At 55.3% G+C, this 25679-nt stretch carries 21 protein-coding genes; 4 read left to right on the top strand and 17 right to left on the bottom strand.

What is annotated here, in order from left to right:
• The first annotated feature begins 264 nt into the window (after positions 1-264).
• On the top strand, positions 265-2061 hold the full coding sequence (locus HMPREF1323_RS05525; RefSeq protein ID WP_009432968.1) for a DUF349 domain-containing protein: 1797 nt from the start codon (positions 265-267) through the stop codon (positions 2059-2061).
• A gap of 81 nt (positions 2062-2142) precedes the next feature.
• Positions 2143-2484: a DUF6122 family protein gene (locus HMPREF1323_RS05520; RefSeq protein WP_009432976.1), complete on the top strand. Its 342-nt coding sequence runs from the start codon at positions 2143-2145 to the stop codon at positions 2482-2484.
• A gap of 80 nt (positions 2485-2564) precedes the next feature.
• Here the strand turns inward: HMPREF1323_RS05520 and HMPREF1323_RS05515 are convergent, their stop codons facing one another.
• The 13 genes from HMPREF1323_RS05515 to HMPREF1323_RS05455 form a co-directional block, all read right to left on the bottom strand.
• A complete protein-coding gene (locus tag HMPREF1323_RS05515; RefSeq protein WP_009433065.1) occupies positions 2565-3986 on the bottom strand; it encodes a Gfo/Idh/MocA family protein in 1422 nt (473 codons plus the stop codon).
• Positions 3987-4013: 27 nt separating this feature from the next.
• Positions 4014-5600, bottom strand: a complete 1587-nt coding sequence (locus HMPREF1323_RS05510) for a peptide chain release factor 3 (protein WP_009433138.1) — start codon at positions 5598-5600, stop codon at positions 4014-4016.
• 10 nt (positions 5601-5610) lie between these two features.
• Positions 5611-6168, bottom strand: coding sequence for a DUF4924 family protein (locus tag HMPREF1323_RS05505; protein ID WP_009432879.1), 558 nt, complete (start codon positions 6166-6168; stop codon positions 5611-5613).
• Positions 6169-6180: 12 nt separating this feature from the next.
• Entirely contained in the window at positions 6181-7437 is a 1257-nt protein-coding gene (locus HMPREF1323_RS05500; RefSeq protein WP_044124078.1) for an alkaline phosphatase family protein, read from the bottom strand.
• A gap of 1010 nt (positions 7438-8447) precedes the next feature.
• Positions 8448-9809 carry a dihydroorotase gene (locus HMPREF1323_RS05495; RefSeq protein ID WP_009433024.1) on the bottom strand — a complete coding sequence of 454 codons (1362 nt, stop codon included), beginning with the start codon at positions 9807-9809 and terminating at the stop codon, positions 8448-8450.
• A 17-nt stretch (positions 9810-9826) separates the two neighbouring features.
• Positions 9827-10519, bottom strand: a complete 693-nt coding sequence (locus tag HMPREF1323_RS09000; RefSeq protein ID WP_009433188.1) for a CPBP family intramembrane glutamic endopeptidase — start codon at positions 10517-10519, stop codon at positions 9827-9829.
• Complete coding sequence (locus HMPREF1323_RS05485; RefSeq protein ID WP_009433118.1) at positions 10516-11445, bottom strand: helix-turn-helix transcriptional regulator; 930 nt, start codon at positions 11443-11445, stop codon at positions 10516-10518. The genes HMPREF1323_RS09000 and HMPREF1323_RS05485 overlap by 4 nt, the downstream gene beginning before the upstream one ends.
• 48 nt (positions 11446-11493) lie before the next feature.
• Positions 11494-12036, bottom strand: coding sequence for a ribosome maturation factor RimM (locus HMPREF1323_RS05480; RefSeq protein ID WP_009751908.1), 543 nt, complete (start codon positions 12034-12036; stop codon positions 11494-11496).
• A 3-nt stretch (positions 12037-12039) separates the two neighbouring features.
• A complete protein-coding gene (gene murA, locus HMPREF1323_RS05475) occupies positions 12040-13350 on the bottom strand; it encodes a UDP-N-acetylglucosamine 1-carboxyvinyltransferase (protein ID WP_009433229.1) in 1311 nt (436 codons plus the stop codon).
• Between the two features lie 28 nt (positions 13351-13378).
• Positions 13379-13987 carry a DUF4290 domain-containing protein gene (locus HMPREF1323_RS05470; protein WP_044124076.1) on the bottom strand — a complete coding sequence of 203 codons (609 nt, stop codon included), beginning with the start codon at positions 13985-13987 and terminating at the stop codon, positions 13379-13381.
• A gap of 13 nt (positions 13988-14000) precedes the next feature.
• Positions 14001-15347 carry a glucose-6-phosphate isomerase gene (locus HMPREF1323_RS05465; protein ID WP_009751915.1) on the bottom strand — a complete coding sequence of 449 codons (1347 nt, stop codon included), beginning with the start codon at positions 15345-15347 and terminating at the stop codon, positions 14001-14003.
• 269 nt (positions 15348-15616) lie between these two features.
• A complete protein-coding gene (locus tag HMPREF1323_RS05460; RefSeq protein WP_009432977.1) occupies positions 15617-17287 on the bottom strand; it encodes an AMP-binding protein in 1671 nt (556 codons plus the stop codon).
• Between the two features lie 190 nt (positions 17288-17477).
• Complete coding sequence (locus HMPREF1323_RS05455) at positions 17478-18944, bottom strand: DUF3078 domain-containing protein (RefSeq protein ID WP_232203989.1); 1467 nt, start codon at positions 18942-18944, stop codon at positions 17478-17480.
• Positions 18945-19433: 489 nt separating this feature from the next.
• Here HMPREF1323_RS05455 and HMPREF1323_RS05450 point away from each other — a divergent pair, with 489 nt between their 5' ends.
• Complete coding sequence (locus HMPREF1323_RS05450; RefSeq protein ID WP_009433152.1) at positions 19434-19961, top strand: gamma carbonic anhydrase family protein; 528 nt, start codon at positions 19434-19436, stop codon at positions 19959-19961.
• Positions 19962-19990: 29 nt separating this feature from the next.
• A complete protein-coding gene (locus tag HMPREF1323_RS05445) occupies positions 19991-21409 on the top strand; it encodes a C1 family peptidase (RefSeq protein WP_009433107.1) in 1419 nt (472 codons plus the stop codon).
• A gap of 86 nt (positions 21410-21495) precedes the next feature.
• Here HMPREF1323_RS05445 and HMPREF1323_RS05440 read toward each other — a convergent pair whose 3' ends face one another.
• From HMPREF1323_RS05440 to HMPREF1323_RS05425, 4 genes are read right to left on the bottom strand one after another with little or no spacing between them, the layout of a single operon-like run.
• The gene (locus HMPREF1323_RS05440; RefSeq protein WP_009433168.1) at positions 21496-22791 is read right to left on the bottom strand and encodes a 3-phosphoshikimate 1-carboxyvinyltransferase; all 1296 of its coding nucleotides are present in this window, start codon (positions 22789-22791) and stop codon (positions 21496-21498) included.
• The gene (locus HMPREF1323_RS05435) at positions 22788-23288 is read right to left on the bottom strand and encodes a GAF domain-containing protein (RefSeq protein ID WP_009433180.1); all 501 of its coding nucleotides are present in this window, start codon (positions 23286-23288) and stop codon (positions 22788-22790) included. The genes HMPREF1323_RS05440 and HMPREF1323_RS05435 overlap by 4 nt, the downstream gene beginning before the upstream one ends.
• Positions 23289-23322: 34 nt before the next feature.
• The gene (locus HMPREF1323_RS05430) at positions 23323-24519 is read right to left on the bottom strand and encodes a sensor histidine kinase (RefSeq protein WP_009433125.1); all 1197 of its coding nucleotides are present in this window, start codon (positions 24517-24519) and stop codon (positions 23323-23325) included.
• A 21-nt stretch (positions 24520-24540) separates the two neighbouring features.
• Entirely contained in the window at positions 24541-25671 is a 1131-nt protein-coding gene (locus HMPREF1323_RS05425; RefSeq protein WP_009432991.1) for a DUF2891 domain-containing protein, read from the bottom strand.
• Positions 25672-25679: the final 8 nt, after the last annotated feature.

Below are 25679 nucleotides of genomic sequence, written 5' to 3'. Positions count from 1 at the left end.
TGAGCTTAGCTATAGCAATGCACTTAGAAAGCAGCAGGGCTCCCGCATCAAAATCCGAGTACTTGCTCGAGGTAGTCTATGCGCAGGCTGCATTTTGAAGCGGGAGCCCTGGCTGGAGAATTGGGGCAAAAGGAAAAAAATGTTTAGCTTTGTAGTGAGCAAGATTTTCAGTCCTTATTATACCTCTTCGAAGGCTTTTGCATACAGTCTCTCCAGGGGGTAGAGTAGGGATGGGATAGCACTATAATATAGAAGAGAATGACTATGGAACTCCAGACACCAGACCAAGCACAGCTTGACCACACTGCCCCCGCAGCACAAGACGCGGCTACACCACTCGATCAGACTCCCTCCTACCAGTCTATGAGCCCTCAGGAGCTCGTCGATCATTTGGCTGTACTCCTCCAACAAGAAGAACTTCCTGAGCGTAAGCTCGTCGAGAATATCCGTGGTCAATTCATTCGTCGTCGTGAACGCCTTGATCCTAATGACACGGAGCAACGTGAATCCTTCGAAGTGCAGGAGCTCCGCCTCGAAGGCCTACTCTCGACCTTCCGTGAGCACGACAAGAAGCGTCAGGAGGCCTTAGAGCAGCTCTATGCTGAAAACAAGGTCAAGAAGGAAGCCCTCCTTCAGCGCTTCGAGGATCTCTTCAAGAGTAATGAGGAAGGCGCTGAATTTGGGAGCCTTTACTCGACTTTCACTGCTATCCGTGATGAGTGGAATGCCCTGGGGCAACTGGATCCCAAGGATGCCACTGTACTCAACCGCCGTTTCTATGAGCTACGTGATCAGTTCTATGATCTCAAGGCTATCAACGATGACCTGCGCCAGATCGACTTCAAGAAGAATCTGGAGGCAAAGCAGGCTATCCTTGCAGAGCTCCGTGAGCTCGATAGCGTGAAGGATACGATCGCGGCCTATCGCCGTCTGCAGGAGCTCACCGCGCAGTGGCACGAACTTGGCCCTGTATCAAAGGAGCATCGTCAGGAGATCAACACCGAATTCAAGCAGCTGGCTACGGCTCAGCATAAGCGTCATCAGGAGTTCCACGACCAGCGTAAGGCCACTGAGGAAGAGAACCTCCAAGGTAAGGAGCGCCTCTGTCTGCAGGTGGAAGAATTGCTTTCTTCCGCTCCGCTCTCCTCGCACTCTGCCTTCAACAAGGCTGTCGAGCAGATCAAGGCTATGCAGGAAGAGTGGCGTAAGATCGGCCGTGCTCCCCGTAAGGACAACGAATCCATCTACCAGCGCTTCCGTGCCGGTATCGATGCTTTCTTCCGCCGTCGCAATGACTTCTTCAAGGCTAATCACGAGCATACCGAAGAGATCCTGCAGAAGAAGCGTGCGCTCATCGAGCGTGCTGCTGCTCTGAAGGATAGCACCGCTTGGGAGGAAACGACCAACGCACTCAAGGCTCTCCAAAAGGAATGGCAGGAGCTCGGTGCCGTATCTCCTAAGTACAGCCAGAAGATCTGGGAAGAGTTCCGTGCCAGCTTCGACTATTTCTTCGATCGTAAGAAGAAGGAAGCTCCCCGCCGAGACAAGGCTTACAGCGAAGCTCGCAAGAGCCTGGCTGTAAAGCGTGAGATCATCAAGGAACTTACGGCTATCAATGAAGGCGAAGTACCAGAGAATCTCCGCGACCTGCTCAATAGCTACAACGAACGCTGGAAGCAGGCTGGCTTCGTCCCCAACAAGGATCGTGAGGCTATCAATGCAGCTTATCGTGAGCTGCTCGATGCTCTGCATGGCAAGCTACGCCGTCATCGTGAGGAGCGTCGTCTCTCGGGCTATAGCGCTTCGCTGAGTAATCTCGAGGGTAAGGGGGCCACGCTGCAGAGCGAGCACAGCCGTATGCAGCGTCATCTGGACCGTCTGCGTAGCGAGCTCCAGACCTATGAGAGTAACCTGACTCGCCTCAACATCAGTAGTAAGTCGGGCTCTTCGCTCCTCTCCGAGATAGAGCGTAAGCGCGATGCTCTCGTAGCAGACATCCATCTGACGGAGCAGAAGATTGCCCTCCTCGTAGAAAAGGAAAAGGCAGGCGAAGAGGCTTAGTCCCTTCCTCCTCTCGCTTCATAGCGACTCCCCAGGGACCCCATGATGGCGTGCCTGGGGAGTCTTTTATCTCCCACTCCTATGCTCGCTCGCACACTCGTGCACTATGGTCTGCACTTCGTCTTTCCGCTGGTGATAGCGCTGCTCTGGCCGCGTCGTCGCTGGACGGTGGTGTATCTCCTGCTTCTATCGACGATGCTGATCGACGTAGACCACCTCTTGGCACGCCCGATCTTTGACCCGAATCGCTGTAGTGTCGGGACACATCTCCTGCACTCCTATCCGATGGTAGGGCTCTATGTGGTGATGCTCTTCCTGCCCTATGAGCGCTGGGGATGGCCTTGGTGGCTACGTGTCCTGGCAGTCGGCTTGACCTTGCATATCCTCACTGACTGGCAGGACTTTTACCTGTGGTTGCACTGAGGTATTGATATAAAGAGAGCGCCCCGATAAGCGATAGGCTTATCGGGGCGCTCTGTCTTTAGGGGAAAGTATTCGAAGGACTACTTAGCGAAGTGCAGCTGAAGGCCCTTGATACGCTTCCAAGCTCCACGAGTGAAGTCGGGGAAGGCAACAGGTGCAGACTGGTGCTCCAGAGAGAGACGAGTCAGGTCACCGATGACAGACCATTCAGCGAGGTCATAGACGTCCATATCGAGGGGCAGACCATTGCGCATGCAGTAGATCAGACGATAGTCCATGATGAAGTCCATACCGCCGTGACCACCGACCTTCTTAGCCTTCTCAGCGATCTCCTTCTGGATGGGGTGCTGGTACTTCTTCATCAGCTCATCTCTGGTAGCATCGCTGACGTAGTCGTGGCTCTTGAGGTCTTCGTGGTTAGGTACAGCCTTGAGGTTCTGCTCCGTGGGGCGGAGAGCATAGCCTTCGTTGGGGTACTTGTTAGCGAAGCCGTCGGTACCGATGACTTGATACATACGGTCGTATGGGCGGTAAGAAGCTACGTTGTGCTCGAGGTAGATCGTCTTGCCAAGAGCTGTCTTGATGAGCGTCTGAGTCATCTCACCATTCTTGACTACGGGATTCTCTACTCCGAGTTCCTTCTTCATGAAGCGGGGGATAGAGGTGGCAGGTACGTCCATAGAGGTGAGGTACTCCATGCGGTCGCCACGGTGGATATTGAGTACCCAGCAAGCTGGGCCAAGGCCGTGTGTCGCATAGACATCACCGCGATTCTCCTGATTGAACTTCAGGCGCCAGTTGCCTTCGTAGTACTTCCAGAAGGGCTCGAGGTTGTGGATGTAGGCACCCTTGGCGCTGAGGACGTCACCGAAGAGGCCCTGCTGAGCCATGTTGAGCGTGGTGAGCTCGAAGAAGTCATAGACGCAGTTCTCGAGCATCATGCAGTGACGCTGCGTGCGCTCTGCCGTGTTGATGACGTCCCAAGCTTCCTTGAGGGTCGTCACAGCTGGTACTTCACAAGCGACGTGCTTGCCCTTCTGCATAGCATAGATCATCATAGGGGCGTGACGTGCCCAGTCGGTAGCGATGTAGACCAGGTCGATGTCGGGGCGGTCACAGAGCTGCTTCCATGCGTCTTCGCTGCCGCTGTAAGTAGCTGCTTCGGGTAAGCCAGCCTTCTTGAGGATGGCCTGGCTCTTCTCGACACGGTCGGGATGAAGGTCACAGAGCGCCTTGATCTCTACGCCCTCGATCTGGGTGAAGCGCTCGACGGCACCTGGGCCACGCATACCCAGCCCGATGAAGCCGACGCGAACGACGGGCATCGGAGCATGACGGAGTCCGAGTACATCTCGCTGCCCAGCGGGGCGCTTAGGGATAGCGGTCTCGAGTAGGTAGCTCTTAGCGGGCTGCTTACTCTTTGCCTTCCCCTGGGCGCTTACGGCACCCACCGAGAGGATCGTAGCCAGGAGTAGGGAGGCTACTTGCTTGATTGCTTTCATGTAATTGTGTAGAATTAAAATATGGTATTATTTACCGAATTCGGAGGTGAAGTGGAAGCGTATCTTGGGGAAGTCCTGCTGCGCCATCGTCAGTACATAGCCCGAGTCGGCCAGATAGACATCACGTCCGACGAGATCCTTCGCCATGAACTGTGACTTACGCTTCTTGAAGTTCTCCAGCTCTGCGGGATCATCGCTTTCGATCCAGCATGCCTTATAGAGGCTTATAGGCTCCCAGCGACAGGCGGCGCCATACTCGTGGAGGAGGCGGTACTGGATGACTTCGAACTGGAGCTGGCCGACCGTGCCAATGATCTTACGACCGTTGAACTGATTGACGAAGAGCTGTGCTACACCCTCGCCCATGAGCTGGTCGATACCCTTGGCCAGCTGCTTGGTCTTCATCGGATCTTGGTTCTCGATGTACTTGAAGAGCTCGGGGGAGAAGCTGGGGAGACCCTTGAAGTGAAGCTCCTCGCCAGCCGTGATGGTATCACCGATGCGGAAGTTCCCCGTGTCAGGTAGACCGATGATATCACCTGCGAAGGCCTCTTCTACCGTCTCCTTACGCTGGGCCATGAAGGCCGTTGGGCTACTGAACTTCAAACTCTTACCGAGGCGTACGTGCTTGTAGCTCGCATTACGCTCGAAGCGACCAGAGCAGATCTTGATGAAGGCGATACAGCTACGGTGGTTGGGGTCCATGTTTGCATGGATCTTGAAGACAAAGCCTGTGAAGGCAGGTTCGTAGGGCGATACCTCACGTTCCTCTGCCTTGACGGGGCGGGGAGATGGCGCGATCTCTACGAAGCAGTTGAGGAGCTCTTGCACCCCGAAGTTGTTGAGTGCCGAGCCAAAGAATACAGGAGCGATATCGCCCGACAGATATTCCTCGCGGTCAAACTCGGGGTATACGCCATCGACGAGCTCCAGATCCATACGGAGCTTCTCTGCCTGCTCGGGTGTGATGTGCTGCTCGAGTTCGGAGGAGTTGAGGTCCGTGATCGTGACGCTCTCGGTGATGCGCTGCTTGTCAGGCGTGAAGAGATTGAGTGCCCCCTCGTGGATGTTGTAGACGCCACGGAAGCGCTGACCCATGTCGATGGGCCAAGAGAGAGGGCGTACACGTATCTGCAGCTCCTTCTCGATCTCATCAAGTAGGTCAAAAGGATCCTGTCCCTCGCGGTCCATCTTATTGATGAAGACCATCACGGGCGTCTTGCGCATACGGCACACCTCCATGAGACGGCGGGTCTGGGTCTCTACCCCCTTAGCTCCGTCGATGACGATGATGACGCTATCGACAGCGGTGAGGGTACGGAAGGTATCTTCAGCGAAGTCCTGGTGACCAGGGGTATCCAAGATGTTGATCTTGTAGCCAGCGTACTCGAATCCCATAACGGAGGTCGCTACGGAGATACCACGCTGCTTCTCTATCTCCATCCAGTCACTCGTCGCGGTCTTCTTGATCTTGTTGCTCTTGACGGCACCTGCTACGTGGATAGCCCCCCCGAAGAGAAGGAGTTTCTCGGTGAGGGTCGTCTTACCGGCGTCAGGGTGACTGATGATAGCGAAGGTACGTCGCTGGTCGATCTCTTTCTTATATTCGTTCATGTAGGGGGATCTAATTATGAGTAGTGTCTTCGGCCTCGATGCCCTCTTGCTCCATCTTGTAGCGGTGGGCAAGCATAGCGAGGAAGGCGCTGATCTGCTTCATTGACTTCTTGGTCTCCTCGCTGACCTCCTTGTGCTGGAGGCTGAGGGTGATATAGCCGTAGAGGGCATTAAAGCAAGTCTCGAGGTCGCTCTCCTCTGCTCCGTTATTCTTGCCTCGGAGCTGGATGAGAGCTGGGAGTATCTGCAGGTGCAGTCCCGAGTAGACGATGTCATTGGGATTGCTGATGAGGCGGCGGTGAAGCTCCTCGAGCTGCATCAGTACGATACGGTTGACGTCAAGGTGACCCGCCTGTACCTTGCCCTCGGTGCGCATCATCTCGATGAGCTCAAGGTACCATGAGCGGATCTCAGCGCGCTTCTCCTCGTCGACGTCGTAGCGGGGGAGGAGGAGCTGCTCGACTCCCTCAGGGGAGACACCTGCAGCACGGATGAGATCCTCTACCTGCCACATATAGAGTAGGTATTCTGCGATATTCTCTTTGCGCTTCTTCTGTGCAATGATCATAGGGGAGAGCGGCTACTTCTTCTTGAGGAGTGATGAGGCGAGGGCTTCGTCTGCATCATGTGCGCCAGGCTGGAGGCCGAGGATACGGCAGACGAGGGGGTAGAGGGTGATATTGGGGATGGGCTTGGAGACCTTGCGACCAGGCTGGAAGTCTGGGCCGACAGCCTTGAAGATAGCATACATCTCAGGATTCTTATTGTCGAAGCCATGTCCAGCATGGAGGAAGTCCTTGGGGATGCCTTGAGGACGGAAGAAGATCTGCGTGCCGAGGTCTGCGATGAGTACCAGCTCACCGATGCGGGGGCTGCTACCGAAGTGCAGGCGAGCGGGTAGCTCACTCTTGCGGTAGACCGATATGTGGGGTACCTTCTTCAAGATCTTATATGCCGTCTCGGTATAGCCCTTCTTGGGATAGAGGTGAGTGAAGGGCCCCGTAGCGACATGCTCAAAGCTATCAATAGGGAGGTAGTCTGCGAGATTGACCGCCTTGCTGCGGTCGAAGAACTGCATCCCATGGTCAGAGACGAGGATGAAGTCTACCTGCTGATGGATGGGGAGCTTGGCGAGCCCCTTTCGGAAGTAGCCGATGACTGAGTCCATCTTCTCTACCATACGAAGGGTCTTAGGAGACTCAGGGCCGTTGTGGTGGCCTGTATGGTCGGGCTCTTCGATATACCACATGACCAGATGTGGACGCTCTGCCGTAGGGAGATTCAGCCAGCTAAGTACCGAGTCAGCACGATCTGTGTAGGGTACTTTGTCATTGAACTTCTTCCAGCGGTCGGGGTGATGTCCCCCGACGGGAGTCTCACTACCGACCCAGAAGAAGCTGGCGGACTTCACTCCGTGGCGACGCGCTACATTCCACAGTGGCTCGCCCTTGTAGAAGGCGGGATCTGCTACGGCCTTGCGGTCGCCGAGTCGATAGCGTGCACCACGCTCGTCCCAGAACTCATTGCCGACGAGTCCATGATTATTGGGATAAAGCCCCGTAGCCATCGAGTAGTGGTTGGGGAAGGTCAGTGTGGGATAGGAGGGGCGGAAGCGACCAGCAAGCCCTTCACGATCCATAGCATCGAGGTTGGGGGTAGCGCAACGCCCCTGGTAGTCGGGGCGGAAGCCATCAAGCGAGAGGATGACCACATAGCGGTCTTGGCGTGGGGTGCGTTGACTAAGAGCAGCGGTATGTTGTCTGGTCGTACCGCAGCCAGTGATGGCAGTAGCGGTAAGGGCCGTAGCGCAGAGGAGCGCACAGAGACTCGACTTCATCGGAGTGGGTAGATCTATTTCGTAAGCGTGAAAAATGCTCCTTGTCGACCGAGAAGGAGGGCAAGGAGACCTATCGTTGTCTTTACTACAAAGTTAATGAAAAAGCCCCTTTGTGCGATGCCTCTTCGTTACGTGAGTGTCGTGATTAAATATCAGGATGAGTCTCCTCCTATTTCTCTCGGTTATAGGGTCGTGATCCCCCTGGGCGGAGCAGTCGCTTAGTGCGACTTTGGCGGGGCTGTATAGGGTCCTGGAATATAGTCTATTAGAGTGGGGGAATGTGAAGAAGTACTGGTTGATATTCCCCTTTCAGAGACTGTTGCCGCGAGTCCTGTCCTCTATTTAGAGTTTAGAGTGCTAAGGTATCGCACACCCAGCTCCCCGATATGCCTCTCCGAAGTGATACACAAGCCCTTCGCCTTATCGCGAGTATTCCTCTTATCCAACGGAGGGAAAAGTGCCCTTCTCGTGAAGGAAGAAGCGCCTTCAAATAGTGGTTTTTCCGCATCTACGCACGTAGTCTTAAAGCCCAGGCACGTCAATCCAAATATCCACGTACGTAGATATTAGAGCCACGTACGTAGTCTACACTTATCTGCCACTCGTCCACAACTTTTATCTCTACGCGGAGCAACAACTCTAATATAGGTCACTTCACAAAGCTATATAGCTTCGCACCGAAAGCTATATAGGAATCAGTCCAAAGCTATATAGTTTTCTTCGCCATCCTATATAGCTCTGCCCACGCACCCATATACCTCTTATGAGACCATTGCACAAGCCCATCTCTTCATTACTCGTACCTTCTTGCCTCGAAAATCAGAGTCTTTAGGCTGAGAAGTTCGAAGGAGGAAAGTGCAAGCTGTGAAGAGATGGTCTTGCGCAATGGTCTCCTTTCAATCGTTTTTCTCTCAGTGTAGGTTAGGATCCATAAAGTATAGCCCCTTCCCCGAAGGCTGATGGCACTTCGGAGAAGGGGCTACACGTGTGGTAAAGAGAAGGGTGTCGGGCTATGGACGCGAGTAGAGGAGTGGAGCTACCGATGGGCGTACTTCGCTGAGTACTCCTGCGCGATAGGCACAGTCACCATTGATATAGGTAGCCTCCACTCGGTGACCGAAGGTATGCCCTTCGAAGGGGGACCAACCGCAGAGGGAGATGATGCTCTCGGTCTTGACGGGTGTCTTGCCCTCGGGATCGATGAGGACGAGGTCGGCATAGTAGCCTTCACGCAGGTAGCCACGCTTCTCGATAGCGAAGAGCTCGGCAGGGCGGTGGGCCATCTTCTCCACGACCAGTTCCTTTGTAAATACGCCTTCGCGGGCCATGTCAAGCATAGAGATGAGTGCATACTGCGTGAGCGGGCCGCCACTGGCTGCTGTGAGGCAGTTGCCTTCCTTCTCGGAGAGGAGGTGTGGCGCATGGTCGGTGGCTACGATGTCTACGAGTCCCGAGCGAACGGCTGCACGAAGCGCCTCACGATCTCTGAGGGTCTTGACAGCTGGATTCCACTTGATGCGGTTGCCTAAGCGATCGTAGTCGGCATCGGTGAAGATGAGGTGGTGCACACAGGCCTCGGCTGTGATCTTCTTTTCGGTAAGTGGGAGATCATTGCGGAAGAGAGAGAGCTCACGCTCCGTCGAGACGTGGAGGATGTGCAGGCGGCTATCAAGGCGTGTCGCCAGCTCGACGGCTTCACTCGAGGAGCGATAGCATGCCTCTTCGCTACGGATGAGAGGGTGGTAGTGTACATCGAGCTTCTCTTCGCCTACAGTGGCGAGGTAGTGCTCGCGGTTAGCACGGATGATCTCTTCCTTCTCGCAGTGCGTGGCGATGATGAGGTCGGTCTCAGAGAAGATACGCTCAAGGGTCTTCTTGTCATCGACAAGCATATTACCCGTCGATGAGCCGAGGAAAAGCTTGAGTCCAGGGGTACGACGTGCATCAATTCGCTGGATCTCATCGGCATTATCATTACTCCCCCCGAAGAAGAAGGAGTAGTTGGCCCACGAGGTCTCGGCGGCACGCTGCATCTTCCATTCCCAGGCCTCGAGGCTGGTCGTAGGAGGCTTGGTATTGGGCATCTCCATGAAGGAGGTCGTGCCACCAGCGACAGCGGCACGGCTCTCACTCTCTATCGTGGCCTTGTGTGTGAGCCCAGGCTCGCGGAAGTGCACCTGATCATCGATGCAGCCTGGTAGGAGCCAGAGGCCTTCTGCGGGGATTACTTCGTCGACTTCACTGAGGAGGCCTTCGGGGAAGCTGTTCTCTCCCTCGTATATGCGCTCGATGAGAGTCCCCGAGGTCAAGAGAGAAGCGGTGAAGGAGCGGCCTTCGTTGATGAGAGTAGCGTTGCGGAAGAGTCGTTTCATTGTAGTATTCTGTGAGATTAAAGGATGGAGAGGAGAGCTAATGTATTGTTGAGAAAGTGGAGGAGTATCGGGAGACGGAGGTTGTGTGAGTCCACTGCGAGGTAGCCGAGCATCAGTCCTAAGAGCATGCGGCTGGGAAAGCCCACGATAGCTCCATGGAAGAGGGCGAAGATCCCTGCTGAGAGGATGATCGGAAGCCAGCGCTTGTGCGGGAGGACACGCTGTAGTGTGCCCTGGAGAAGGCCTCGGAAGAAGAACTCTTCGGTGATGGCTGGGACAACTGCCATCGTGAGGAAGAGTAGGGGGCGAGATCCCTCTCCACTGCTGAGAAGCTGTAGTAGCCGAGCCTCGACAGCATCCTGTACAGGGTAGCCAAGCTTCTGAGCAAGGGCTATAATCCCCATATAGAGGAGCTGAGCAAGAAGAAGTACAAGGAGAGAGAGCCCGAGGATGGTGAAGCTATGCTTAGGCTTTCGGTACTTGGCTGGTCGCGGTTGGGAGATCCTGCTCCAAGCAGCTTTCCCCGAGGGAAGGAAGAAGGTAGGAAGCAAAAAGATGCACAGCGAGATCACAGTACTCGTGATCAGCTGTGCATCTACTGATGGGGTCGGGAGGAGTGTCCCCCCGAGAAGCATGAGTCCAGGAGTGAAGAGACCTAATGAGATGAGTATCCATGCAGCGAGTGCTGCAAGCTCAGTCTGTGGCTTCATTCCTCGAGATCTTCGGCAGTATCGTCTTGATGTAATCCTTGTCCTCGGCGAATCTTCAGCGGGGAGAGACCGAACATACGACGGCAGAACGCTGACAGGTAGCCAGGTGAGGAGAAGTAATAGCGCTCAGAGATCTCCGTCAGAGATAGGTTGCTATCGACTAGATCCTTGTACACATGGCGGGCGCGCTGCTGGAGAAGCCACTTCAGTGGAGAGACACCGAATTCATCGTCGAACATACGCGTCAGCGTCGCAGGGGGTACGCCGAGCTTGCTGGCGAGATCCTCCACATTGCGACACGAGAGGTGATGCTTGAAGACCTGACAGCTGAAGCCTGAGCGCTTGCAGTGGAAGCCTCGAAGGAATTCCTCTTGGACGCGGCGAGCATAGTTCATGCGTAGCAGGAGGAAGAGTTCTTGAAGCTTTACGTCAAAGAGGCGCAGGTCAGAGAGGGAGTATTGTAAGTACTCTATGATGGCACATGTCCAGAGGTCAATACCATGGGACATAGGGAGCACCGTGAGATCCTTCCCCTTATGCGAATCGGGGAGCTGGAAGCTCTTCTTCTTTGGACGCTCTGGGCACTGACGAGCACAGAGATGTACGCTGGGGAGGAAGTGGAAGGTAATGCATGAAGTCTCTCCCTCGGCCACGATATTGAGGAGGGTACCCATCGGGACGAAGATTATGCTCTTCGCTGCGAAGTGCTGAGACTCCTGCTCCCCATTCATGTAGGTAGTGATCTTCCCAGAGAGGAGGAAGATGAGGTAATAGTTGCCCTGACTCTTCAGATAGAGGTGCTCTCCATCGCCTAATTGCTTGTGCTGCGGGATGGAGATGAGGGCTGCTGACTGGTGCTTGAAGACCGAGTTGCCAGTGAATAAAGGCTCTTCGTCAAACCGAGGAGAGGCTACTGTCGGACGCATAAAATAATGGGTTGCAAAGGGTGCAAGGTAATGGATGCAGGGCTGATATTATAGCTCAAGTAGTCCTGCCGGGATATGTAGGTAGAGGCGGTGCCCCTGGAGGTCAAGGCGCTCAATGAGCTCCTCGGAGATAGGGAGGATAAGCTCCTCGCCAGCAGTCGTCTCGACTCGCAGTAGAGTATTGATTGTCGATTCGTCGATCTCTACAGCACGCCCTAGACAGCTTTGTGTAGAGGCATCGTAGAGGTCAAAGCCGACAAAGTGCTGGAGGTCGAAGATGTCCTCGACATCTTCCTCTCCAGAGAGGTAGTCACGATCCAGCCAAATGGGACGTCCTGTGAGGGCGTCTGCGTCGTCCTTCGTCGTGATACCAGAGAAGGTGATGAGGTCAATATCCTCCCCTTTGGTGCGACGCTTTAGCACACGGTAGGGGATGAGCAGACCTTGCTCCTCCAGCATTAAAAAGGGTGAGGTGTCAGCTCCCTCCCATAGACCTGAGAGGTCTACGGAGAGCTTGGCTGACACTTCACCTTGCGTACCATGGGCACGGCCCAAGGTACCTATATGCTCGAAGTCTTCCTTACGCAGCATAGATTAGAGGCGGGAGATACGGGCTCCAAGAGCATTCAGGCGGGCTGCGATGTCTTGATAGCCACGGTCGATCTGCTCAATATTATTGATCGTGCTGGTACCCTCTGCACTCATCGCTGCGATGAGCAGGGCGATACCTGCGCGGATGTCAGGAGAGGTCATCTTCGTAGCGCGTAGCTGGTGCGACTGACCGAGACCGATGACGACGGCACGGTGGGGGTCACAGAGCATAATCTGAGCGCCCATATCGATGAGCTTATCTACGAAGAAGAGGCGGCTCTCAAACATCTTCTGATGGATGAGTACGCTACCCTTGGCCTGGGTGGCTGTGACGAGGAAGACGCTCAGGAGGTCTGGCGTCAGCCCAGGCCATGGAGCATCTGCTATGGTCAGGATAGAGCCGTCCATGAAGGTGTCGATCTCGTAGCCGTTGGGGTGGCGGGGGACGAAGAGGTCATCGCCCTGCTCCTCGATCGTGATACCCAGACGGCGGAAGGACTGTGGGATAATGCCGAGGTCAGGGATGCTGACGTTGGTGATGCGCAGCTCCGAGTTCGTCATAGCTGCCATACCGATGAAGCTACCGATCTCGATCATGTCGGGGAGCATAGTATGCTCTGCGCCATGGAGCTCCTTCACGCCCTGGATCGTGAGGCGGTTGGAGCCGATACCTTCGATCTGTGCACCCATACGCACCAGGAGCTTGGAGAGCTGCTGGAGGTAAGGCTCGCAAGCTGCGTTGTAGATCGTCGTCGTCCCTTCGGCAAGAGCTGCTGCCATGAGGATGTTCGCCGTACCCGTGACGGAGGCTTCATCAAGGAGCATATACTTCCCCTGAAGCTTCTTAGCCTCGAGGATGTAGCTCTTCTTGTCGGAGTCATAGACACAGCTAGCACCGAGCTCCTGGAAGCCGATGAGATGCGTATCTAGACGGCGACGGCCGATCTTGTCGCCCCCAGGCTTGGGGAAGATAGCGTAGCCAAAGCGCCCAAGCAGAGCCCCAGCCATGAGGATGGATCCGCGCAGTGCTCGTGAGCGACTGAGGAACTCCTCACTGTGTAGATAGTCGATGTTGACTTCGTCAGCCTGGAAGGTATAGCTACCCTCGTCATTGAGGCGCGTCACCTTCACGCCGATGTGGCGCAGCAGGTCGATGAGGTTGTTTACATCGAGGATGTTGGGGATGTTGTGGATCGTCACGATCTCAGGGGTGAGGAGGACAGCGGAGATGATCTGGAGCGCTTCGTTCTTTGCGCCTTGGGGACGGATGCTACCCTGCAGGGAATAGCCGCCTTCAATTACGTAGGATGCCATGTAGTAGTGAGTGGTACCGGAGCTTGAATTATTTCTTCTTGGCCTTCTTGCTGTTGAGAGGCTTCTGGAGCTTACCTGGTTTGTCTATTGTGTTGGGGTTGATGTTGAGCTTGCAGTTCTCTGGAGTGAGGAGGATCTGACCATCGGAGAGCTCGAAGAGGTCCTTGAAGATCTTGATGTCCTCGACGTTCCCTTGATTCCACGTCATGTAGTCGCGCTTCATCTGCAGTGCGATGAAGTACTCCGCTGCAGCACGCTCGGGGCCCATCTCCATAGCGCATACACGCTGGATCATGCCCTCGATGAAGTGACCATAGTAGCGGTATTTGATGAAGTGGCCTGGGTACTCGGGCTTCTGTGTCTCGTGCTGGATCGCCTCCTTGGTGATGGTTCCCTCGGGGTAGTCGACGTCGAGCTCGAAGTCGGCCATGATAGCGAGGTGATCCCAGTAGATGGTCTCCTTATCGATGCCTGCACCCTTCTCGGGTACGATGGCCTCCATGGAGCGTATGATACTGCGGGCACAAGCATTCCGCTCCTCACGCTCCTTGATCGTCTTACAGTGGGCTACCATATTTTGGATATGGCGGCCGTATTCGGGCAGAATGATGGTGGGCAGTTGATTGTTATATTCCATGTAGTGTGGAGTGTTACTTCAGACGAGCCTTGATAGCCTCGGTCTCTGCCTCGAAGCCAGGCTTCTCAAGTAGAGCGAACATATTCTTCTTGTAGGCTTCGACACCGGGTTGGTTGAAGGGATTGACCTCAAGCATGTAGCCACTGATACCGACGGCCTTCTCGAAGAAGTAGAAGAGCTGCCCGATGTAGTAGGCATCCAGCTTGGGGAGTACGATGCGGATGTTGGGGACACCACCATCGATATGTGCTACGCGTACACCGAGCTCAGCCATCTTATTGACCTCATCGACACGCTTGCCGGCGAGGTAGTTCAGGCCATCAAGGTTGGCTTCGTCTGACTCGATGCGTAGGGTAGTGTTGGGCTCAGCGATGCTGACGATCGTCTCGAAGATAGAGCGCTCGCCCTCCTGGATCCACTGCCCCATGGAGTGCAGGTCAGCAGAGAAGTCTACCGAGGCATTGAATATACCCTTATGGTCCTTCCCTTCGCTCTCACCATAGAGCTGCTTCCACCATTCTCCGATGTAGTGAAGGCGGGGATGGAAGTTACCGAGGATCTCGATCTTCTTACCAGCCTGATAGAGGCTGTTGCGAGCTGCAGCGTAGAGTGCGGAGGGGTTCTCTGCAAAGGGGACGGACTCATCGACAAGTGCCTTCATCTCGCGAGCACCGCGGACGAGCTCACGGATATCGAAGCCAGCTACGGCGATGGGAAGCAGACCGACGGGGGTCAGTACAGAGAAGCGACCACCGATGTCGTCGGGGATGATGAAGGTCTTATAGCCCTCCTTGTCTGCGAGGGTACGCAGGGCGCCACGCGCCTTGTCGGTGACGGCGATGATGCGCTTGCGAGCTTCTTCGCGTCCTACCTGCTCTTCGAGGAGTGCCTTGAGGATGCGGAAGGCGATAGCGGGCTCAGTCGTCGTACCGCTCTTGGAGATATTGATCAGACCGAAGCGCTTGTCTCGGAGGAAGGCTACGAGCTCACTGAGGTAGTCCTCACCGATGTTGTGCCCAGCGAAGATCACCTGAGGAGCGGTGTGCTTCGTCTGATAGGCTTCAAAGGATGGGGTGAGTGCTTCGATGACAGCGCGTGCACCGAGGTAACTCCCACCGATGCCGATGCTCACGACATAGTCGCAGCGCTCTTGCAGTCCACGGGCAGCTTCTTCGATGGATGAGAGTTGCTCTTCGCTGATCTCACAGGGAAGGTTGATCCACCCTAAGAAGTCATTACCCAGCCCTGTGCCAGCGTGGAGCTGCTGTTGGTACTGGTTACTCTTTTCTTCCCATGCTTGGACACTCTGGGGTGTGACAGCGGTGTAGATCCCGGAGAGATCTAATGTAAGCGTCTTCATTGTCTCTATGCTTAATTCTATGTATTCACAATTTTGTGTATCGCCGAGGCCTACTTGACGTGAGCTCGCGATGTCTCCTTCTCGTTGTGCCCATGACCTAAGTGGCGGGGACAACATGGATTTATGCAAAGATATGAAAAAGCCACTAAATTACACAGTTGCGTGGTCTATTTCCTGCATGAAAGAAGCACCTCCCATGCCCAGTCCTTAGACCAAGTATGGGAGGGGCGATTATCTCACCTCCGAGGTGGGAGCGGTGGATGCTACTCCTACTTATATAGGTAGCGGCGAATGCTCTGCTTGGGAGTCTTCTCGAAGGGCTCGGTGCGCAGCTCGAAGCGCTGGATCTTCTCATAGCTACCGACCTGCTGGTTGAGAGCAGCACGCTGGCTCTGGATAGCCTCCCATGCTTCGTCCAGCGTGATGCCTGCCTGCTCGATGAGCTGCATATTGAGGACGATGAGTGCCTCCAGCTTCCCGTCGCGCATCAGTACGAGGCTTTCCTGCACGTAGGGAAGCATGCCGATCTTAGCCTCCAGCTCTTCGGGGTAGATATTCTGTCCGTTGCTTCCGAGGAGCATAGCCTTGGAGCGACCACGGATGTAGAGGAAGTGGTCGCTATCCATCGTCCCGAGGTCCCCCGTGCGCATCCAGCCATCTTCGGTGAAGAGTGCTGCCGTCTGCTCGGGGTTCTTGTAGTAGCCCATGCAGACATTCTCCCCACGCACCTGGATCTCACCGATCTCTGAGGCGGTGGCAGAGGGTGTCTGCTCGTCATTGAGAGGAGCGATACGTGCCTCCATATAGGGCTCGAGCACACGACCACAGGAGCGTAGACGCCATTCCTCAGCTTCGATGAAGGAGATGAGTGGAGCACACTCGGTCATACCATAGCCCACGGTGATGGGGAAGCCAATGCGCTTGAGGAATTCGCCGACCTCGGGGTTGAGGGCTGCACCCCCGACGATCACCTGGCGGAATGCTCCGCCAAGGCCTTCGGAGAGCTGCTCGCGGATCTTGCGATAGACCACATTGCGCAGGATGGGTAGGGAGAGCATGAAGCGTACCTTGCGGCTCTTGAGTATGGGCTGAAGCGTATTTTGATAGATCTTCTCCAGGACGAGCGGTACAGATATGATGACCGTGGGGCGCACCTTCTTGAAGGCTACACCGAGGATCTTGGGCGAAGGGATCTTACCCAGCACGACGACATGGGTACCCGAAGCCATTGCAAGGAAGAGGTTGATCATGCAGCTGTAGACGTGTGCCATCGGGAGGAAGCACAGCAGGGTCTCCTTAGCGCGGATGATATTTCGCTCGATGCAGAAGGCGAGGTTCCCTGCGAAGTTATTGCCCGAGAGCATAACCCCCTTGCTGAAGCCCGTCGTACCGGAGGTGTAGTTCAGTACGACAAGCTCTTCATTCGGGGTGTGGTAGTAGCTGACATCCTCGGGGCGCATACCTGTGGGGTACTGTGCCTTGTGGTTGGCCTTGGCATCGGCGAACTGCTGTACAGCTTGGGGTGTGCCGTGAAGGATATGCCCCTCTTGGAAGTCCAGGATCGTAGATACTAAGGGGATGCCCTCTAGGCGCATGTTGCTCCACAGATTGGCATTGATCGCTAAGAGCTTCGACTCGGAGTGGTCGATGATCTGCATCGCATCAGCAGGAGGGAAGTCCTGTAGGATGGGTACGATCACCGCTCCATAGGTGATGACGGCTATGAAGAAGATGGCCCATTCAGCAGAGTCCTTGCCCATGAGAGCGACCTTGTCGCCACGCTGTAGTCCTTGGAGTCGGAAGAATTGGTGCCACTCGTCTATGGCTTCGGTCATCTGTCCGTAGGTATAGGTCTGTCCTTCGTAATTGGACATCGCGGGCAGATCCCAGTGTTTCTGAAAGCTATCTTCGAAGAAGGATATTAAGTTCTTTGCTATCATTTTTTTGAGTGGGGTGAGTCCCCCTGTTCTGGTAAACCTTTGGGCAAAGGTACGGCTTTTTGCTTAGTCTTGCACACTTCTTCTTATTGTGAGCATGTATAAGAGAGTAGCCCTCCCCATCACTGCTAAGCAAGATGATGGGGAGGGCTACTTGGTATGGTGTGGAGGAAGTCTTGTGGAGGACTCCAGCTCAGAGGCGGTAGTTGAAGCCGAAGCTCAGGAGCTCATTGTACTGGAGGTGCTTATTCCATCCTGATGCGGGACGCACGGCATCGTCGTATCGGAGGTTGAGATTGAGGCGCGTGGAGAAGAAGCGCGTCAGCGCCATATCAAGCGTGTTCTCCCACTCGGCTTCGACCTGCTGGTAGGAGGTGTTGAAGTAGAGTCGTGAGGTCCAGGTGAGGTTCATATTCACGCGCCACTGCCAGTTCGCACGGATCGTGGAGCCGATGCGCTGATACCAGAGCTTGTCGGGGCTCAGGCCGTGACGCCCTAAGTCAATGTGGCTATCCTTTGTCGCGCGGAAGGTGTAGGAGAGTGGAGCGACGTTGATCGAGAGGTCGAAGGAGCGGCCATAGACTCTTGTGGACTTCATCGAGTAGTCATACTTCATCCCGAGCCCCACGTTGATCGTGTACGGAGCGAGGAAGTCGGACTGCAGGCTGCGCATATTCTCCAGATAGGAGTGGAGGAGCTGCGTGCGGAGCTCAGCGTCGATGGTATAGTACATCTTGTTCCAAGCCTTCAGACCGTAGTTGGAGCGCAGGCGCAAGAGGTCATCTGCGATGCGGTAGCGATGCACGCTATCCTTCTCGGCACTGTAGACGTTCAGCTTGCTCTCTATCTCGTTGGTCCACTGGACACGCTCGGTGACGTAGCGTAGCCCGAAGTACGTCCTCATAAAGAGGTTGAGGTTGGAGGCACCGCCCTTGTACCAGTTGTCCGATACGTGATTCTGTGAGAACTGTATGCTACTCTCCAGTGCGGGGATCCAGTGGCGCTGCTGTAGGACTGACAGGCTGAGATCCTGGGGCAGCTGTATACCCAGCGTGGGGGTCTCCTTGGTGTATTCGGAGAGGGCACGTTCGGCGGATTCGAAGCTGGGACGTGTCAGCACGAGGGTCTTGGGCTTCGAGCTGAACACTCGTCCACTGATACCATCTCCCGAGGGCAGGATATGCGCGAGCATACGCTGGCGGAGTCCGTAGCTGTAGCTATTGAGCCCCGAGAGGTCAATAGGAAGGTGCTCTAAGGTCGGGCCAGATGTCGAGGGGAGGAAGCTCAGCTCAGGGGCTGAAAGCTCAAGGCCGGTGCCCGAGACGGGAGAGAAGTCAAGCAGGCTCTTCGTCTTCTTCTTCCTCAGAGTGGGGCTGATGAAGGGGAGGGTAGACTGGTAGGGGTTGGTCCCTCCCGCCTGATAGTACTGCAGGAGCTGCTGAGAGAGACTGGGGGCTACGGCGAGAAGCTCCAGGAGGAGAGGCGAAGAGACGGGAGTAGGGGTATAGTAGTCCGTCCCTTGAGCCACGAGGCTGTCCAGGGCGAAGGCTTGGAGGGCGACCTCGTCGGTCGTAGGCTGTACCTGCTGTGCTGCCAGTCGGGGAGCCGCGAGGCTCATACTACTGAGGGTGAGGAGGAGTACGTGTCGTCGTATAAGCATTGTCTTCGTAGCATTGTCGCTCTTCATCGAGCGCTACAAAGGTAGTATAATAAGATGGGGTTATATTGCAGTGAGGGCATATCTCCTATGAGGGGCTCGCTATTCCCCTTGACGGAGCGTTACTTCTCTCCCTGGGTAAAGCTTTATCTCTTCTTGCTGGAAGCTCGCAAGCTATAGTTCAAGAGCTTTGTCTATGTACGAAGTCTTAAGAACTACGTGCATGGATAATAGGCATCTCGTGCGTAGACTTTAAGACTACGTACATGGATTGAAGTATTTCCTAGTACCTCCTATAGAATATCTCCCAGGGAGGGAGAGAACGCGCTGCGCAGTTGATACTCTTCCTTGCGGTGATAGTTAAAGGAATACTTCTCTGTAATTCCGTTGTGGCGGGTCGGGGATAAGGAGCCCTGTGTGAGCTTTGTGAGATCTATCCTTTGCCCCAGGGATTCATTATCTTTGCGTAGCTAAGCAATAACAATAAGCATCATGGCATTCATACAGACTGTACGAGGCATCGCGCCTCAGATCGGTGAGGACTGCTTCCTCGCTGTCAACGCTACCATCGTCGGAGATGTCGTCCTCGGGAAGGGCTGCAGTATCTGGTTCAACTCCGTCCTCCGCGGTGACGTCAATTCCATCCGCATCGGCAACAACGTCAATATCCAGGACGGCTCCGTCCTACACACCCTCTATCAGAAGTCCACCATCGAGATCGGCGACAATGTCTCTGTCGGGCACAATGTCACGCTCCACGGCTGCCATATCCGTGACTACGCCCTCATCGGTATGGGATCCGTCGTGATGGATGATGTCGTCGTCGGCGAAGGGGCTATCGTAGCTGCAGGCTCGGTCGTCCTATCCAAGACCATCATCGAGCCCTACACCCTGTGGGCTGGTGTACCAGCTAAGCTCGTCAAGAAGGTCTCCCCCGAGCAAGGGCGTGAGCTGAACGAGCGCATTGCCAACAATTACCAGATGTACGCCTCGTGGTTCGATAAGGAAGAGAACCCCTAACCTCGCATACTTCATATATAATAAGACCTATGAAATCAGTCCTAACGACTTCATTAGCGCTTCTCCTTAGCTTTGGTGCCTCTACGGCTGTGCTTCATGCCCAGAGTTCCAAGGACGGTGCTATCACCCCCAAGCTCCTCGAAGAGCTTCGTCAGAGTGAGCCTAAGTCCTCTACCGAGAAGGCACTCCACAACGCCATCGCCGTACAAGGGATGCAGGACTTCTTCATCAACAATCAGCGTCCACGCTCGATCGAAGATAAGTTCTCCGTCGAGGTCCAGAGCTCTGGTATCACCGACCAGAAACAGAGCGGACGCTGCTGGCTCTTCACGGGGCTCAATGTCCTGCGCGCTCAGCTGATGACTCGCGAGAAGTCGGGTACGTTCTTCTTCTCGCAGAGCTACTCCTTCTTCTGGGACCAGCTTGAGAAGTCCAATCTCTTCCTCGAGGGGATCATCGAGACACGTAAGCTCCCTATCAATGATGCGAAAGTAGAGTGGCTCTTCAAGAACCCCATCAATGACGGTGGCCAGTTCACGGGGATCTCCGACAACCTCTATAAGTATGGTGTCGTACCTGCTGAGGTCATGCCCGAGACCGCCTCGAGTAGCAATACCAAGCTGCTGGGTAAGATGCTCGCACGCACGCTCCGTCAGACGGGGATCCAGCTACGTAAGGCTTCCGAGAAGGGCGAATCACTCGCTCAGCTTCGCAAGCGTAAGGAGGACGGTCTGAAGAAGGTCTACCGCCTCCTGAGCCTCAACCTCGGCGTCCCTCCCACTTCCTTCACCTATACGCTGAAGGATAAGGACGGCAAGGCGATCTCTACCGAGACCTATACGCCTCAGTCCTTCTATGAGCGCTTCGTCGGTGCTGACCTCCGTGGCCAATTCGTCATGCTGATGAATGATCCCTCTCGCCCTTACTACAAGGTCTATGAGATCGAGTACGACCGTCACGCCTATGATGGGAAGAACTGGACGTATGTCAACCTCCCCATGGACGAGATCAAGCAGATGGCTATCGCTTCGCTCAAGGACAATACGATGATGTACTACTCCTGCGACGTCGGCCGTGAGCTGGATCGCTCTCAGGGTATCGCTGCTCTTGATAACTACGATTACGCTTCGCTCCTCGGCTATCCCTTCGACATGGACAAGGCTGAGCGCATCCAGACCTTCGACAGTGGCTCGACGCACGCCATGACTCTCAAGGCTGTTGACCTCGATGCTTCGGGTAAGCCCGTGAAGTGGAAGGTCGAGAATAGCTGGGGTGAGAAGACGGGTGTCAAGGGCCATATCATCATGACAGATGCGTGGTTCGATGCCTACACCTTCCGTCTTGTAGTGAACAAGAAGTACGCTACGCAGAAGGTGCTTGACCTCTTGAAGACGAAGCCCGTACAGCTCCCCGCTTGGGACCCTATGTTCGCTCCTGATGCTCCCTAAGCTCTCGCACGAACATAACATATAAAGCAGCGCCCCCTTAGCCACGAGCTAAGGGGGCGCTGCTTTGTTTGTCTTGCTCGCTTCCTCTATTCGGTCTGCTGTATGATGCAGGGAGCGACTTCCTGCCAAAAGCCTGGGAAGCTCTTGGCTACCACTTCGGGCTCTTGCATCCGAAGCTTAGGGACGCGAAGCGCAAGTAGTGTGAGTGCCATGGCTATACGATGGTCGCCATGTGGTGATAGCGTCGGTGTCGAGCCGTGAGCGATGAGCGGTGTCTTGCCGTCCCAGCTGAGGCTATCGGGGCCAAGGGTGAGCTTGACACCGAGCTTCGCCAGCTCGTCAGCAAGCGCTTGGAGGCGGTCGGACTCCTTGATACGAAGATGAGCTACTCCCGAGAGCGTGAAGGCTTCACCTCGACCGACGAGTGCAGCGACGACGGCAGGGACGAGATCGGGGCAGTCGCTCATGTGCGCTGTGAAGTGCGCACGCTTGGCTTCCTCTACGTTATGGGTGATGCGTATCCCTGCTTCGGTCTTCTCGGTATGAACACCCAGCTGCTCAAAGAGCTGTACAAGATAGGCCGCATCCCCTTGCAGGGAGGGGAGTGCGAGTCCCGAGAGTTCGATGGTAGAGCCTACGGGCAAGAGGCTGAGGAGTGCATAGGCATAGGATGCTGCACTCCAGTCTGCTTCGTAGCCTTGATCATGGGGCGATGTACTACAGCTATCCTCTTCCATCTTCCCTCGATAGCGGAAGAGCCCGCTGGACGCTTCCTCCCAGATGAAGCCTTGCTCTCGGAGCTGGGCTATGGTCATCAGCGCATAGGGGCGAGAGGCAAGGCCATAGCGCCGTGTGTCGACCTCAAAGCCTGTGGAAAGCCTTGGCGCAAGAAGTAGGAGGGCACTCAGATACTGAGAGCTGGAAGAAGCATCCAGCTCACAGCCCTGCCAAGCGAAGGTGCTGGACTCGATGAGTAGCGGGGGATAGCCTTCATAGTTTAGGTAGGTGATCTTCGCACCTTGGCTGCGTAGGGCTTCTACCAGAGGAGCGATCGGTCGCTCATGCTGGCGTCCCGTACCATAGAGCCTCACGGGGCGCTGGGCGGTGAGTGCAAGATAAGCGCAGACGAAGCGCATCGCCGTGCCTGACTCTGAGACATTGATCTCCTCCGCTCCCTCTTGGTAAGTACGGAGCGCAGCGTGAAGAGCTAAGATATCCAGTGGAGTACCTTCGGCAAAGTTGAAGTGCGGGAGCTTGCCACGAAGCGCGTCAAGTAGGAGGGCTCTTGCCCAAAGGCTCTTCGAGGGCGGTAGTGTCCAGCAAAGGTGTAGGGGGGCTGCTGGATCTCGGTAGGAGCGTGTGAGGGATGAAGTGGACTTCACTGCTTCGCCTTGGAGAATAGGGGAGCCAGGAGCAGAGCGATCTGCTCAAGGGCGGGGCGATCTACTTCCTCCGAGAAGTCCGAGAGCTGATCACTATCGATATCCAAGACGCCCACGATCTCTCCTGCGGTATCTCTCAGCGGTACGACGATCTCGGAGCGAGACGCAGAGGAGCAGGCGATATGCCCAGGGAAGGCATCTACATCGGGGACGACAAGCGTCTTCCCCGTCTGCCAGCTCGCACCACAGACCCCTCGACCTCGTGCGATACGTGTGCAAGCAATATCTCCTTGGAATGGCCCAAGCACCAGCTCATCTCCCTCCACCAAGTAGAAGCCGACCCAGAAGAAGTCGAAGGCCCAGCGCAGTGCTGCGGCTGTATTGGCAAGATTTGCGATGAGATTAGTCTCCCGACAAGTGAGGCTTTGTAGTTGGGGATAGAGCTCTTGATAGCGTTCTTCTCGAGAAGTTGCTTGGAGGTGGAGTTGCTCTGCCATCGTTGCTTCGTAATAATGGTGTCAGGGGTAGTGGCTACTCCATCTCGCGACGGAGCTCGATACGGAAGGTCGTGCCTACTCCCAGCTCAGAGTGCTTGACATAGATGTGCCCGCGGTGATAATCCTCGACGATACGGCGTGCCAGAGAGAGACCGAGCCCCCACCCACGCTGACGAGTCGTCACCCCAGGGCGGAAGATATTGCGGTGCATCCCTCTGGGGATGCCTCTACCCGTGTCGGTGACATCAATGTAGACCCACTGATCTTTGAGTATGTACTGGAGCGTGATCTTCCCCTTACCCTCCATAGCATCGACGGCGTTCTTGATGAGATTCTCGAAGACCCATGCCATCAGCGGCTCACTGAGCTTCACAACGATAGCTTCGTCCAGTGATGTAGGAGGGATGAGCTCTACCTGAGGAGAGATACGTGGCTGCATGTAGTGGATGGCACGCAAGACGACCTCTTGTAGGTCAGCCGACTTGAGGTTGGGAGACGAACCGATCTTCTGAAAGCGGTCAGCGATGATACCGAGGCGCTCGATATCCTTCTCCATTTCGTTGGTGACCATCTCTTCGGTCCCCGTGCTCTCAAGGTACTGCTTCCATGCCATGAGCGACGAGGTAGGAGTACCCAGCTGATGCGCTGTCTCACGAGCCAGTCCCTCCCAGATGCGGTTCTGGTCTGACTTCTTCAAGCTAACGAGAGCCACGATAGCGACACCAAGGAAGAGGAAGAAGACAGCGAGCTGAATGTAGGGGAAGATGTGTAGCTGCTGGAGGACCTTACTATCGGAATAGTAGAGGTAGAGCGGATCGGTAAGCCCCTCCATGACGATAGGAGGGTAGCCTGTGCGGAAGGCCGCCAGCTTCTGATAGAGGAATTTCTCCGTATCCTCCTTTGGTAGCTCAATATTATTGTAGCTGATGATGCGCCCCTCCTTGTCCGTGATGATGGTCGGGATAGAAGGGTTGGACTGGAGGATACGCGAGAGGTAGATGAGGGTGGTGTTGATATCGTTCGTCGTGGTGGCCTGAGTTGCATTAGCCCAGATCTCCATATTCAGACGCTCAGCCTCTGCCATACGAGTGACCAAGCGGTCTGATGCCCAGAGGGAGACGATGATGAAGATGATCGATGCGATGATCATCCCCGTGCGGACGTTGCTGTGTCTATTGAGCCATGCGCCTCCGCCGTGGGCCCACTGCTCTCCTATCTTACTGATGCGCATGGGTAGGGCGTATCCTTGAGCTTAGTGCTTGATCTTATTGGCCTTCATCACCTCCTCTGCATAGCGGGCAAAAGTCGCCAGCCAGTGGTCACCACCATAGTCAGAGCGGAAGATCTGATCCATCCCGTGGACATACATCTGAGCTGACGCACGAGCGAAGCGTGCCTTGAGAGGATGCCCCTGGGGCAGGTAGCCAGAGATGCGAGCCATCGTCCAAGCACGAGTATATGCAAGACCCACCAGATGCACGATGGTGTAGTCGGTGAGGTCGCTGACGACGGGCTTTTCGCAGAGGCGGTTGATGCCCTGTGGCGTGAAGTAAGTCGAGAGCCAGCGTACATACTCTCGCTGGGGGAGTACACGCGTCATCAGGTCTGCTACCATCAGCGTAGGGGAGAAGAAGTCAGTAGCATTAGGCTCCCATTCGGCTGGTGCCTTCTTGTCGCCGAGGTGGAGCTGACGCGCTTTGGCGATGAGGGCCTGCTCGAACTCCTTGTCGCCACGAGCACGGGCAAAGTCAATAGCAAAGGCGAGTGCAAAGGCGGAGTTGGAGTGTGTGCCGATGCGGTTGGGGTAGGTCATCTTAGTCAGGTAGGCCTTCCACTTTGCGACGATCTTGTCCGAGAGGATATCGACATGAGTAGCCCAGCTCTTAGCCTTCTCTTGCAGAGCCTTATCTGCACTATGCTCAGCGAGGTGATGTAGCTGTTCGCTGAGCTTTATAAGCCATGCCCAGCCATAGGTACGCTCATAGTTGCCCGAGAGCTTACGGTCAAAGTAAGCCGCTTCTCCACGCATCTTCTCCTCAGTGAAGTGCTCATCAAAGGCTGCGATGATCTCGCCTCGCGCAGAGATGTCGGGGTAAGTCGATAGGATCTCGGCGAGCATCCAATGGCTATGTACTGAGCTGTGCCAGTCAAAGGAGCCATAGAAAGCTGGGTGCAGGTCACGTGGAGTGAGGCGAGCATCGAGGCTGTCGAGGATATTGTGACTCGTCTTATTCGGATACTCCACGAAGATGTTCTTCAGGGGCATCTTGATGAGGCGGAGTAGCTGATCCTCGGGTGCCTGCTGTGCCATGCTGAGGGCGGGAAGGGCACAAGCCGTGAGGAGTACAAGCAGAGATCGCTTGCAAGCCTTGTGGAGCTGCATAGTGTATG

The organism is Porphyromonas sp. oral taxon 279 str. F0450 (assembly GCF_000292995.1).
Lineage (GTDB): Bacteria > Bacteroidota > Bacteroidia > Bacteroidales > Porphyromonadaceae > Porphyromonas > Porphyromonas pasteri.
The sequence above is the reverse complement of the archived record's forward strand: the minus strand, read 5'-3'. Positions and strand labels throughout refer to the sequence as shown.